The sequence below is a fragment of the Cohnella sp. GCM10020058 genome, assembly GCF_042683485.1.
In the GTDB taxonomy this organism is placed as follows: domain Bacteria; phylum Bacillota; class Bacilli; order Paenibacillales; family Paenibacillaceae; genus Cohnella.
Genome location: NZ_JBHUJV010000011.1, coordinates 1 through 12,899 on the forward strand (window position 1 = coordinate 1; position 12,899 = coordinate 12,899).

Consider the following 12,899-nt stretch of genomic DNA (forward strand, 5'->3'; position numbering starts at 1 on the left):
GAGGTTGATAGGCTCGGGGTGGAAGCGCAGCAATGCGTGCAGCTGACGAGTACTAATCGGTCGAGGGCTTATCCTACTGTTCCTTACGAGGAACAAACGGCAAGCCGCACAGGTAAGAGCATTTCTAAGCGCATATTCGTTTCGCATCCGGTTTTCAGGGCGCAAGCTCTGTGAAGCTGCAAAGCTGTATGGCAGCAGCCAAACAGCAGGTCTGGTGGTAATGGCGGAGGGGTCCCACGCGTACTCATCTCGAACACGACCGTTAAGCCCTCCAGCGCCAATGGTACTTGGACCGCAGGGTCCTGGGAGAGTAGGACGTCGCCAGGCTAAGAGCAGCAAGAGAGAACCACCTTCTTCGGAAGGTGGTTTTTTTGTGCATGTCGCGCGCCTAAGTCAAGCTAGGCACAACTTGCCGGTGGAAGTCCGGTCGAGGTAAGAGCCAAGTCGCCTCGTAGCTGACGAGCAACTGGTGGAGAGATCCTAAGGTTGAAGCCCCGTGACAAAGAGAGCCGAGCCCGGGATCTGTGGGCGAAGGTCAAGGAAGTCTACTCTACAGAACGTACCATCGGACGGCGATGGTGGGGGCAGGTAAGCGCACTTACGGCGTGCTGGCGCTTTTCGATGGTTTTGCGGGTCGAAATACCTGCATTTGTACAGGTATTTTCTTCGGACCAACGACATGCGATGGAAAAGATGCAAATATGCAGGTAAATGCAAAGCTCAAGCCGGAAATGGGGCCGGAGAAGTAAAATAAATGTGCATTTGCATCTTTTCAGCCTAGTAAGGGCCGACATCGGCGAAAATAGATGTATATTTGCAGGCATTGCGGCGAAAGAGCGACGCGGACGACGATACGGGGACAGGGGAACCATGGATCACAAGTCAGTGCGAGGAGAGACGGACACGGGCGCCGCTATTTCTAAAAAGCGGGCCACTTTCGACGTTTACGGACTGGAGGTATCTTTTTAGCCGATCCTGTGTCCACTTGGAATCGGTTATTGCAGTCTGAGCACAAATAACGGCATCTGTGTCCGAAAGAATGCCGAATTTGGCGATCTACGCAGTCGTTACGACAAAAATGGAGTCGCTCAAACACTGTCTAATACCGCCATCCAGCCGCATACTCCCATTTACAAAGTCGGCAATGATCGTTTATAGTGATTTTAATTTTGAGCGGCTCTGTTTCCTTCGTTCGTGATATAACATCGTAGACTGAAAACTTGATGGGTTTCTAAACGAGGAGGCTGGCATATGTTCAACATTCTGGTCGTGGACGATGAGAAGATCGAACGCGAAGGCATTCGGTTTTTGATCAAAAAGAAAGCGATTCCAGCCGAGGTCGCGGATGCGGAGAACGGGGAGAAGGCGCTTGCTTACCTGGAGACGCACCCCGTCGATATTTTGTTTACGGACATCAAGATGCCTTTTATGGACGGCTTGCAGCTTGCCGAGCGTGCAGCGGCCATCCAACCGAATCTCAAGACGATTATATTAAGCGCTTACGGCGAGTTCGATTACGCCAAGCGAGCGATTCATTTGGATGTCTTCCACTACCTGCTGAAGCCGGTAGACGTGGCCGAGTTTACGGACGTAATGCAGCGGGTGCTCAAGCTGTGCGAGGAGGAACGGGAGCGGAACGTACGGGAAAACGAGCTGCTGGAGGGGTATCATAAGGGGCTTCGCTACGAGAAGGAACGGCTGCTGCTCGATTTGCTTCATGGCACGACATCCGCGGACAAAATGCGGCTGAGAGCGCGCGAAGCCAGATGGGAATGGGACGGGACAGCGCCGCTCCGACTGCTGCTTCTGGATACGGAGCACCGGTTTTTCGACGCCGTGGCAGAGACGTTCTCAAGCCGCCTGGCGCAGTGGCTGCCGTGCCCGATCGATTACGTCAACTTGAACGAATACCAGAGCGTGCTGTTCCTTTATGAAGAGACGGGAGACTTGCGGAGCGAAGAACAGCTGCGCGAGCTCGGCCGGACCCTTCAGTATCGGCTGAAGCAGGAAGACGGCGCCGACGCAACGCTAGTGTTCAGCGATACGCTGGACGGCACGAGCGCCATCGCCAGCGCGTACCAGCTGATGGAACAGACGCTGGAGAGCAAGTTTTTCCGTAGCGAGCCGGCCGTGTTCGTCGCCGGGGCAGGCGAAGCGTCAACCCCGCCGTCCCAGGACCTCCTCCAACAAACGCTCGAGGAGATCGTCCAACTGATGGGCCGCCGCGAACGGGACAAGGTAGGCGATCAGATCGAACGGCTGTTCCGCGACATGGAGGACAGCGGGAAGCGCTCGACCATTTACGTGAAGTACGTCTGCACGGAGATCGTGAAGGCGCTGCTGGAAAACGGAGAGCGCGGGCGCGAACACGATTTTCAAAAGCTTGCGGAACGGATTTATAAGACCCAGAACCTGGCCGAGCTGAAGCATATTCTGGTGGGAACGATCGCAAAGGACATTCCGCAAGACGAAGAGGTGCCTCGAAAAGCCATTGAAGAAGTCCTTCATATCATCCATCGGGATTACAAGCAGGACATCGGCTTGGAGTCGCTGGCGGAGAAGGTGTATCTGTCGCCGGGCTACCTCAGTCATCTGTTCAAGAACGAGACGGGGACGAGCATCGTGAAGTACATCACCGCTTACCGGCTCAAGCGGGCGAGCGAGCTGCTGCGCCGGACCAACATGAAAATCATCGATATCTCAAGCGAGGTCGGCTACACGAACTTCTCTTATTTCTGCACCATTTTCCGCAATTATTACGGGGCGACTCCGACGCAATACCGGGAAGAGGATTAATGTGAACCGCTGGCTGCTGGGCTTTACCCACTTGCGGCTTCGGCACAAGCTGATGCTGTCCTATCTGGCGGTAATTCTGATCCCGATCCTGATCCTGGGCTTGTACTCGTATAACCAGTCCAGGCTGTTCCTGCAGAAGCAGGCCGAGCAAGGGCTGCGGGAGACCGTAAGCGCCATCTCGGACGGCTTCAACGCGAAGCTGGAGCGGTACGAGGGCATTATCAACTCGATCGTGCTGAACGGGGGATTGCAGCGCATCTTCAGCAATCAGTACATCGATCTGAGCAGCCTCTCCTATGACGTCACGAACTACCTGGAGCCCTACTTCAACATGACGCTGTACCTCAACGACGACATCCAGCAGCTGCGCGTATACTCCCAGAGCGATCTGCCCGAGATCGGCGAATACATGCAAGCGGCGTCCAAGGTTAAAGAGACGGACTGGTACCAGGACGCGCTCAGAGAGAAGGCTACAGGCTGGCATTACCGCCAGGGCGCATTTATCGCGGCGCGCCAATTTCCGGATTTGTACATTCACAACAATATCACGGTGCTCTATCTCAAGATCGATCCGCAGCAAGTATTCGGCGGGTTCGGCAATATGTCCGCGGACGGCTACGGCATTGCGATCACGGACAAGCGGCAGCATATCGTATTTTCCAACCGGGACGGGACAGGAGAGAAGGCGGATACGGTAGAACGCATCGTCTCCTCGGGGCAAGGGATTGCAGAGATCGACAAGGTAAAATACATCGTCATTCAAAAGGCAATCACGCGGCCGGACTGGACGCTCACCTATTACATTCCCTCCGACGAAATCGCGGTGGATTCGAGCAGCATCGTGAAAGCGACGGTCGTGGTCATCGCGATCTGTCTGCTCATCCTGCTCGTGCTCGTCTGGCTGTTTTCCCATACGCTGGTCAATCCGATCTTGCGCCTGAACAAAAAGATGAGGGAGGTCGAGCGGGGCGATCTGCAAGTCGCCGTCGGCAGCGCTTCGCGCGACGAGATCGGAGAGCTGACCAACCGCTTCGGCAATATGCTGGGCCGGATCAACGAGCTGATCCAGGAAGCCTACCAGAACAAAATCGTGCAGACGGAAGCGGAGCTGAAGGCGCTGCAATCGCAGATCAACCCGCATTTCCTGTACAACTCGCTGTCGATCATCAACTGGAAGTCTTTGCAGATCGACGCGCAGGATATCAGCGATATGGTGACTTCGTTGTCGCGGTTCTACCGTACCTCCCTGAACAAAGGGAGCAATGTCATATCGGTCAAGGACGAGCTGGACAACATCCGGAGCTATATTCGCATTCAGCTCGTAATGCACGACGACAGCTTCGACGTCGAGTACGACCTGGACGAGGAGATATATGAATACGAAATGATTAATCTGGTGCTGCAGCCGATTGTGGAGAATGCGATCGAGCATGGCATCGACCGGATCAGGGCAGGCCGAGGCCGGCTTCGCATCGCGGGAAAGGCCGAGGCGGACAAGCTCATTTTCACCGTCGAGGACAACGGCCCGGGCATGCAAGCCGAAGTGCGCGACGCCCTGTTGACGACGCAGACCCAGGGCTACGGCCTGAAAAACGTGCATGACCGGCTTCGCCTCTTTTTCGGCGAGCCTTACGGCGTGCTCATCGACTCGGAGCCCGATCGGGGCACGCGGATGAGCGTCGTCATTCCGAAACACAGACGATAGGCCGGCAGCGCGGGCAGGTGGGCCGCATGCCGGTTTTTTGTTTTTTGATCCAAAAAGCAAAACGAATCCGAAAAATTTGATGATTAAATCCTTCGCCCCGCTTGCTAAGATTAACACAGAAGCCAAGCACCGAGGGGAGCGAGGGACATCGATACGACGTTGGAAACGGCGAGGGCGCCTACTGCGCCCGTGCAGAGGAGGAAGCGCTCCAGGCTGAAGCAATACCGTATTTTGCTGCTGATGCTGGTCCCCGCTTTGATTTACTTTTTCGTTTTTAATTACTTGCCCATGTACGGCATCGTGCTCGCCTTCAAGGACTTCAAGATCACGCAGGGGATACTGGGCAGTCCCTGGACGGGATTCAAGTATTTTGAAAAGGCCTATAACGACCCGAACTTTATCGTCGTACTGCGCAATACGCTGATCATCAGCGTATACAAGCTGATCTTCGGCTTTCCGGTACCGATCCTGTTCGCGCTTATGCTCAACGAAGTCATGAACGTGAAGTTCAAGAAATTCGTGCAAACGGTTTCTTACTTGCCTCACTTCATCTCCTGGGTCGTACTGGGCGGCATCTTCATCAACTTCTTCTCCCTGGAGGGTCCGGTCAACGCCATCATCAAGCTGCTCGGACACGAGCCGATCCTGATGCTGGCCGACGAGCGATACTTCCGGACCATCCTCGTGGTCACCGATATTTTCAAAGGCTTCGGCTGGGCGTCCATCATCTACTTCGCAGCGATCGCCGGCATCGACGACCAGCTGTACGAGGCGGCGGTCATCGACGGAGCGACCCGGCTTCAGCGGGCCCGGTACATCACGCTGCCGATGCTGGTGCCTGTCATCGCGATTCTGGTGATTCTGCAGATGGGATCGATCCTGGATGCCGGCTTCGATCAGATCTTCAACCTGTACAACACGAACGTATACAACGTCGCGGACATCATCGACACGTACGTCTACCGTAAAGGCTTGACGGACATGGAGTACAGCTACTCGACCGCGATCGGCATCTTCAAGTCGCTGGTGGCGCTCGTGCTGATCGTCGCGATGAACCGGATCGTCAAATCGATCGGCGGCAAGGAGCACACGCTATGGTGAGAGGGGAGGAGAAGCGATGATCCGCAAGACGGCCGGAGAAAAGGCGTTCGACTGGCTGCTGTACCTGCTGCTCGGTTTGATCGTCCTCGTCACGCTCTACCCGTTCTGGAACCAGGTCGTGCTCTCCATGAGCACCGACGAGTCCGCTTACTCATCGGGCATCCTGCTGTTCCCGTCCGCGTTTTCCTTCGACAGCTATCATATGGTGTTCCAGTACAAGCCGCTCTGGATCGGCTACGGCAACACGATCCTGCGGACCGTGCTGGGGGTCGCGCTGAGCCTGTTCTTCACGACGCTGACCGCTTACCCGCTGTCCAAAAAGGATCTTCCGTTCAACCGGGCGGTGTCGGCTTACATCCTGTTCACGATGCTGTTCGGCGGGGGGCTGATTCCCAACTACCTGCTCATCAAGAAGCTCGGCATGTACGACACGATATGGGCGCTCGTGATTCCTGGTCTTATCGGCGCGTTTAATGTGTTCATCATCCGCAACTTCTTCCGATCTCTCCCGGAGAGCTTGGAGGAGTCGGCACGGATCGACGGCGCGGGGTACTTTCGGATCTTCCTCAAGATTATCCTTCCGCTATCGACGCCCGTGCTGGCGACAGTCGCCCTATGGGTGGCCGTGGGACATTGGAACGCCTGGTTCGACAGCCTGATTTATATCTCCGATCCGAACAAGCAGGTGCTGCAGATCGTGCTGCGCAAAATTATCATCGAGAACAACTCGAACGACATCAACACGATCATCTACAAAGTCGGTTCTACGACACAGTACTCCGGCAGGCAGCTGCAGGCGACGATCATCATGTTTTCCGTCATCCCGATGATCCTGGTCTACCCGTTCGTGCAGAAGTACTTCGTCAAAGGCATCATGCTGGGCGCTATTAAAGGATGATCGGGTCCTTTCAATAGAAAGCGAGATCGGCTTTGCGCTTCAACACACTCGACAGGGAGGGCATCAATTTATGCCGAAAACTATGCCAAAAAAGAAAATCGTTCTCTCCGGCGCCATGAGCGTGGCACTGGCCGGTACGCTGCTGGCAGGCTGCTCGGGCGGCTCCGGCAACGACAATGCGGACAAGGGCGCCTCGTCGCAGCCCGCCTCGAATTCATCTGCTTCATCGTCTGCGTCCGCCTCGGCTTCGGAGAAGCCGATGGACGTCATGTTCTGGACGACCAACCCGGAAAAGGTGAATAAGGACAGCTTTGCAGTCAAAACGGTGGAGCAGCAGTTCAACGTCAACATTGAGCTGAAGCCGCGGAATAGCGAAACGTATCGCGAAAAGCTGCTGCTGGATATCGCCTCCGGGCAGATTCCGGACTGGTTCAACGACCAAAACTTCGCCGACTACGACAAGTTCGTCGATCAGGGCGTCGTCGCCGAGATTCCGCCGGAGCTGCTGGAGCAGTATGCGCCGAAGTATGTGGAATGGCTGAAAAAGGAGCTGGGCGACAATCCGTTCCAGTACACGATGCGCGACGGCAAAAACTATTCCATGCCGATCATGTGGTCAATCGGGCCGCGATTCCACGCCACCGGCATCCGTCAGGATTGGCTGGAGAAGGTAGGCATCACGAAGGTGCCGGAGACGCTCGACGAGCTGGAGGTTGCGCTGGACAAATTCAGCCACGGCGACCCGGATGGCAACGGCAAACAGGATACGATCGGCTTGACCGGCGTGTTCCCGAGCATTTTCGAACCGGTGTTCGGCGCATACGGCGTATATCCCAACATTTTTACCGAAGAGAACGGAAAAGTCGTCCGGGGCGAGATCGAGCCGGCGGCCAAGGATGCGCTGACCGTGCTGGCCAAGTGGTATAAGCAGGGGCTGATCGATCCGGAGTTCGTCGTCAACAAGTACAGCAACGCGGACGACAAGATCATCTCGGAAAAAGCGGGCGTCGTGACGAACGCCTGGTGGGACTTCACGCCGGCCGACGCGTTCAGCGGCGGCGACTACTACGAGAAGATCGTAACCAAGAACCCGAACGTTAAATGGGGCGTTATCGGAGCGCCGACGGGGCCGAACGGCCAGAAAGGCGATCAACAGATCAATCCGGTCGTCAGCTCCGGCCTGCAGTTCGGCAAGCAGCTGGAAAAGGACCGCGACAAGATGATCAAGTATATTCAAATTTTTGAAGCGACCAGCTTCGATACGCCTACCTACGAGAAAGTAACGTACGGCGAGGAAGGCGTGACCTTCAACAAAAACAACGGCGATATCGATTGGATTCCGCCTTACGACAAGGAAGACGAACGGGCCAAATACGGCGTCGGCTTCGTACAGTTCCCCGGCTCGTTCAACGACTACGACTTCCTGAAGCCGTATATGACAAAAAGCAAATATATGGACATCCGCAATGAAACGGAAGCGAAGGCGGTCGGCAAATACGATATTCTCGAGCCGATCGAGAAGCCGATCTTTAACGAGTACAAAGACCGTCTCACGCAGTTGACGAACAAGGCCTTCATCGATTTCATCACCGGCAAGCGGCCGCTCGACCAGTTCGACCAGTTCGTAGCCGAGTGGAAGAAGATGGGCGGCGAAAAGGTGATGGCCGAAGCGCAGCAAAAATACGACGAAGTGTTCAAATAAGGCTGGCAATCAGCAGGATTCGAAAGGCAGTCGGCCAAACCGCGCTTGCGGCGGGCGGGACTGCCTTTCTTCCGGAACAGGGGGGCGCGAATGTCGGGACCGACACGAGAACAACGGCTGGCAGCCTGGTTCGATCACGCGAGAATTGGCTTGTTCTTGCACTGGGGTATGCTCACCGGCGAGCATGAGGCGGATCCGTTCGGACCTCATGTCCGCTATCCGTACGAGACGCCGGAGGCGTTCGAGACGGCCGCGGCCGCCGCAGGCTGGAGCGCCGGACGCTGGGTGGATACCGCCAAGCGGCTCCGGGCGAAGTACATCACGATCGCGACCTACCACTGCGAGCTCGGCTATCTGAAGGTGTGGCCTTCCGGGGTTCCCGGGAGCCCGTGTACGCGGCGCGATTTTCTGGGAGAGCTGATCGAGGCGGCCGACGCCGCGGGCATCCGGGTTATCGTCTACATTAACCGTTCCGCCAAAAATGCGGTTCACGGCGGCATCACGTGGCTGGATAAGGAAGCCTATCAAGCTTACAAAAACGACGCGGACGTGGACATCGCGACGGATAAAGGCTTTCTTGCCTACAGCCTGGATGTCATCTATGAGCTTATCGATACGTATCCCAAGCTGGCGGGCTTCTGGTTCGACGGGTATCACGACAAAGCGGAGGCGCAGCCGGTATTCGCGGGCATTCATGCCCGCGCGCCGGGGATCGTGACGATCAACAACGACTTCAGCCATGGGCCGGTGGCGGACGAGGACGTTATGTCGCTGGAGGAATTCGGCAAAGTATGCGAGCCGGACTACGATTACGCCAGCGGGGCCTGGGTGGGTCCGGGGCAGAAGGAGTACGCGTTTCGCATCAAGCTGAACTGGTTCTACGTCGGGCGCGGGCAGCCGGATTGGGCGGAGATCTGGCCCACGGACGAGGAACTGCCCGCCAACGCTTATTACGTCAAGCAACTGGTCTCCGTAATCGGCGCCTCCTGGAATGCCAATCTGGGCTACGGTCCACTGATCGGCGGCGACTTTCCTGCGCCGCTGGAGGACTTCACGGCGCATCTCGAACGCTTTATGTCCTGGGCGGAGGAAGCGATCTACGGTACGGTCGGCGGCGGATACGGCCAGGGCGGATGGCCGCCCGGCGCGTGGAACGACGGCGCGTACGGGGCGACGACGCTCACGCCGGACGGCAGGACGCATTACGTTCATGTGTTGACGCCGCCGGTTGGCAATACGCTGCGTTTGCCCGACGCAGGTTACGACGTGCTGGAGGCGACGGATCTGAAGACAGGCCGGACGCTTGTGTTCTCGCAGGACGCGCGGCAGCTCAGCATTGAAGTGCCCTCCTGGATGGCCGTGTCGACGGAGGGGGACCTGGTGATCAAGCTGAAGACGGCACCTGGCGTACGCCTGATTCAGGGGGATAAGTTTATGGTCGCGGAGAGCGGCATCGGGGCGGAACAAAGAAGTGGGGCGGAACGAAGCGAGCCGGACTCGAGAGGGACGACGCAAAGCGAGGCGATACAAAACGAGGCAGCACAAGCTCAAGCGCCGTGGCCGAGGTCGGTCACGCTGCGGCTGGACGACGATTGCGAGATCGCCGCCATCCGCGTGCTGCAGGCGGAGATGGGCGCGGTCACGACCGGCGGATACGCCGCGCCGGTCAGCGAGCGGCTCAAGGACTACGCCGTCCATCTCAGCCGGGACGGCGAGAACTGGAGCGACCCCGTCGCGCAAGGCACGCTGCGGAATCGGCGAGGCGCGCAGATCGTGGACTTTCCGCCACAGACAGCGGCCTATGTGCGGCTGACCGTGTACGGCAATTATGCGGGCACCGGGACGTTCGGCATACAAAGCGTGGACCTCGTGACTCCCTTTTCCGAGGCGGCGGGTGTAGAAGGAGGAATTCACAATGGGTGAGATCGATTGGATGCAGCAGGGACCTTTTGGACTCATGGTTCACTATCTCAAGCAGGTCAAGCCGAAGGATGGCGCCCCGATCGAAGACTGGGACGAGCTGGTAGACGCATTCCCCGTCGCGTCCTTCTGCCGCGAGGTAGAGGCGACCGGCGCAAAGTGGCTCATCTTTACGCTCGGGCAGAACAACGGCTATTATTGCTCGCCGAATCCGGTGCTGGAGGCGCTGCTGCCCGGGCGCTGCTCGAAGCGGGACCTGGCGCTCGAGATCGCGACGAACCTGGAAGCGAGAGGAATCCGGTTTATCGCCTATTTGCCGTCGGAGGTCGATACGGCGGACGAAGCGCTGAGAGACGCCTTCGGCTGGGATATCGATCCAAGCGATAAGTCCGTCTTTCAGGAAAGATACATGGACTTCATCCGGTCCTGGTCCGAGCGATGGGGGGCGGCGGTTGACGGCTGGTGGTTCGACGGCTGCTACGACGCGGCGGTGATGAGCTTCATGCGAACCCACGGCTGGAACAACGGGCGCTTCGATTATGCGAGTTGGGCAGGCGCGGCCAAGGCAGGCAATCCGGCCGCCGTCGTGTCGATGAATCCGGGCGCGGACGAAATGGGTTATGCGTTCGCAGAGCAGGATTATCTCGGCGGGGAGGCCAACGATCTGAAGCAGCTCCCGACGGGACCGCTGGTCGACGGCATGCAGTGGCAGGCGTTGGTCTGGATGGACTGCTTCTGGATGCATGACAGGGATGCGGAGGGAACGATCCCGCCGCCCCGTTTCACCGAAGACGAGATGTACGCGTACACGGCGGCCTGCCGTCGGCAAGGCGGAGCCGTGACCTGGAACATTGGCGTTTATCAGGAGGGCACGCTCTCCGAACCGTCGGCCGACCGGCTGGCGCGAGTGGCGGAGCGTCTGAGAGAGATGGATGAAGAGATACGGATGGAGAGACGGATGAAGAGAGACGGATGAAGAGACGGATGAAGAGACGGACGGATTGAAATAGTCGAAATAGGTTGGACGAATTGAGGCGTACGGACTAAGACAGGCGGGGGCGTGAGGAAGCTTGGCGATTCATACGTTGCTGATAACCGGAGACAACAATCACGACTGGCGGAGGACCGCTCCGTATTTCAAGAAGCTGCTGGAGGATAGCGGCAAATTTACCGTCGATCTGACGGAACGGCCGGAGGACGTGCTGGCGGACGCCAATGAGATGCAGAAGTACCGGCTGTTCTTCCTCGATTACTTCGGCAAGGATTGGGGGGAGGCGGCCCGTGCGAACTTCTCGGCTGCGGTAAGCGCCGGCACGGGCGTCGTCGTGCTGCACGCCGCCAACAATGCCTTCGCAGGCTGGACCGACTACGAGAAGACGATCGGCCTTGCATTCCGGGAGGAAGCCGGGCACGGCGAATTCCACGAATTCGAAGTCGAGATCGCCGATGCGGATCATCCCGTCACGCGAGGGCTTGGCAGCTTCCGGACCTGGGATGAGCTGTACCACCGTCTCGTCAACGTCCACGACGTGCCGCTGCGTGTCCTGGCGACGGCCTACTCGGCGCCGGAGAAAGGGGGCAGCGGCCGGAACGAGCCGATGATCGCGACACTCGCGTTCGGACAAGGCCGCGTCTATCATCATCTGCTTGGCCATGTCTGGCCGGGAGATCCGGAGGGCGAATACAAGGGCGCCAGCATGATCGCGGTGGAAAGCCGGGATTTTCAGAACGTCCTCCTGCGCGGCTGCGAGTGGGCGGCTACCGGCGAAGTAGCGAACTAACGGAAGGCCGGGCAGTGTGACGGTTAATAAAGGAAGGAGAACGGGGCATGGAGTATACGCATTTGGGAAAAACGGGGCTTGAGGTGTCGCGGCTCTGCCTGGGCTCGATGACATTCGGCTCCTGGGGCATCGGCGCGGAAGACGCCCGTCTTGTCATCGATCGGGCCGTCGAGGCCGGGATTAACTTTATCGATACGGCGGACCTGTACGGTACGTCCGAGGAGGTGGTCGGACAGGCGCTGAAGGGTAAACGGGATCGGATCGTACTGGCGACCAAGTTCGCCATTCGGACGGAGGAGGGGCCCAACGGTGCCGGTGCCAGCCGTCACCGGATTATGCGCCAGGTCGAGAACAGCCTGCGCAATCTGCAGACGGATTATATCGATTTGTACCAGATTCACAGGCCCGATGCAGCTACCCCGATCGAAGAAACGATGCGGGCGCTCGACGATCTCGTCCGCCAGGGCAAGGTCCGATATATCGGCTGCTCCAACTTTGAGAGCTGGCAGATCGTCGAGAGCCTCTGGGCGAGCGACCGGATGAACCTGGAGCGGCTCGCCAGCAACCAGCCCTCCTACAGCTTGCTCGACCGGCATATCGAACGGGAGATCCTGCCCGTCAGCCACAAGTATGGCCTGGCGACGCTGTGCTATTCGCCGCTGCACGGCGGCTGGCTCAGCGGCAAGTACAGCGGCGTCGACAAGGCGCCGGCAGGCAGCCGCGGCGCGGAATGGGATCTGCAGGCCGAAGACAACCGTCTAAAGGCGCAAGCGGTGGGACGGCTGCAGGCGATCGCAGACCGGCGTGGCGTAAGCCTGGCGCAGCTGGCTTTGGGTTGGCTGCTGCATCAGGGGCCAGCCGTCATCCCGATCCTGGGCGTCAAGTCGCTCGCGCAGCTGGAGGATAACCTCGGCGCCATCAACGTGGCGCTATCCAAGGCGGAGCTCGCGGAGATCGACACGAGCTGTCCGCTGTCCTAACATCAACGGAAGGGGA

The 12,899-nt window shown here is 58.1% G+C and carries 9 protein-coding genes and 1 rRNA gene; all 10 read left to right on the forward strand.

The features are described from left to right. Nucleotides 1–210 precede the first annotated feature (210 nt). The 10 genes from rrf to ACFSR7_RS20980 all read left to right on the forward strand — a co-directional run bounded on the left by rrf (nt 211) and on the right by ACFSR7_RS20980 (nt 12,883). Nucleotides 211–327: ribosomal RNA gene (rrf, locus tag ACFSR7_RS20935) — 5S ribosomal RNA — on the forward strand. Between the two features lie 924 nt (nt 328–1,251). Next, a complete protein-coding gene (locus ACFSR7_RS20940; protein WP_378164981.1) occupies nt 1,252–2,796 on the forward strand; it encodes a response regulator in 1,545 nt (514 codons plus the stop codon). A gap of 1 nt (nt 2,797) precedes the next feature. After that, nucleotides 2,798–4,501, forward strand: a complete 1,704-nt coding sequence (locus ACFSR7_RS20945) for a cache domain-containing sensor histidine kinase (protein WP_378164983.1) — start codon at nt 2,798–2,800, stop codon at nt 4,499–4,501. Between the two features lie 189 nt (nt 4,502–4,690). Next, a complete protein-coding gene (locus ACFSR7_RS20950; RefSeq protein ID WP_378164985.1) occupies nt 4,691–5,602 on the forward strand; it encodes an ABC transporter permease in 912 nt (303 codons plus the stop codon). A 16-nt stretch (nt 5,603–5,618) separates the two neighbouring features. Then, nucleotides 5,619–6,500 (forward strand): carbohydrate ABC transporter permease, encoded by an 882-nt coding sequence (locus ACFSR7_RS20955; protein ID WP_378164987.1) that lies wholly within the window; start codon nt 5,619–5,621, stop codon nt 6,498–6,500. A 70-nt stretch (nt 6,501–6,570) separates the two neighbouring features. Beyond that, nucleotides 6,571–8,202 carry an extracellular solute-binding protein gene (locus ACFSR7_RS20960; protein WP_378164989.1) on the forward strand — a complete coding sequence of 544 codons (1,632 nt, stop codon included), beginning with the start codon at nt 6,571–6,573 and terminating at the stop codon, nt 8,200–8,202. 90 nt (nt 8,203–8,292) lie between these two features. After that, nucleotides 8,293–10,125 (forward strand): alpha-L-fucosidase, encoded by a 1,833-nt coding sequence (locus ACFSR7_RS20965; protein WP_378164991.1) that lies wholly within the window; start codon nt 8,293–8,295, stop codon nt 10,123–10,125. Continuing rightward, nucleotides 10,118–11,098 (forward strand): alpha-L-fucosidase, encoded by a 981-nt coding sequence (locus tag ACFSR7_RS20970; RefSeq protein WP_378164993.1) that lies wholly within the window; start codon nt 10,118–10,120, stop codon nt 11,096–11,098. The genes ACFSR7_RS20965 and ACFSR7_RS20970 overlap by 8 nt, the downstream gene beginning before the upstream one ends. Before the next feature lie 94 nt (nt 11,099–11,192). Further along, nucleotides 11,193–11,903 (forward strand): ThuA domain-containing protein, encoded by a 711-nt coding sequence (locus ACFSR7_RS20975; protein WP_378164995.1) that lies wholly within the window; start codon nt 11,193–11,195, stop codon nt 11,901–11,903. Nucleotides 11,904–11,950: 47 nt separating this feature from the next. After that, the gene (locus ACFSR7_RS20980; RefSeq protein ID WP_378164997.1) at nt 11,951–12,883 is read left to right on the forward strand and encodes an aldo/keto reductase; all 933 of its coding nucleotides are present in this window, start codon (nt 11,951–11,953) and stop codon (nt 12,881–12,883) included. Nucleotides 12,884–12,899: the final 16 nt, after the last annotated feature.

Coding starts and splice junctions, on each gene's coding strand:
- ACFSR7_RS20940 (WP_378164981.1), top strand. CDS start 1,252: ATGTTCAACATTCTGGTCGTGGACGATGAGAAGATCGAACGCGAAGGC.
- ACFSR7_RS20955 (WP_378164987.1), top strand. CDS start 5,619: ATGATCCGCAAGACGGCCGGAGAAAAGGCGTTCGACTGGCTGCTGTAC.
- ACFSR7_RS20960 (WP_378164989.1), top strand. CDS start 6,571: ATGCCGAAAACTATGCCAAAAAAGAAAATCGTTCTCTCCGGCGCCATG.
- ACFSR7_RS20965 (WP_378164991.1), top strand. CDS start 8,293: ATGTCGGGACCGACACGAGAACAACGGCTGGCAGCCTGGTTCGATCAC.
- ACFSR7_RS20970 (WP_378164993.1), top strand. CDS start 10,118: ATGGGTGAGATCGATTGGATGCAGCAGGGACCTTTTGGACTCATGGTT.
- ACFSR7_RS20980 (WP_378164997.1), top strand. CDS start 11,951: ATGGAGTATACGCATTTGGGAAAAACGGGGCTTGAGGTGTCGCGGCTC.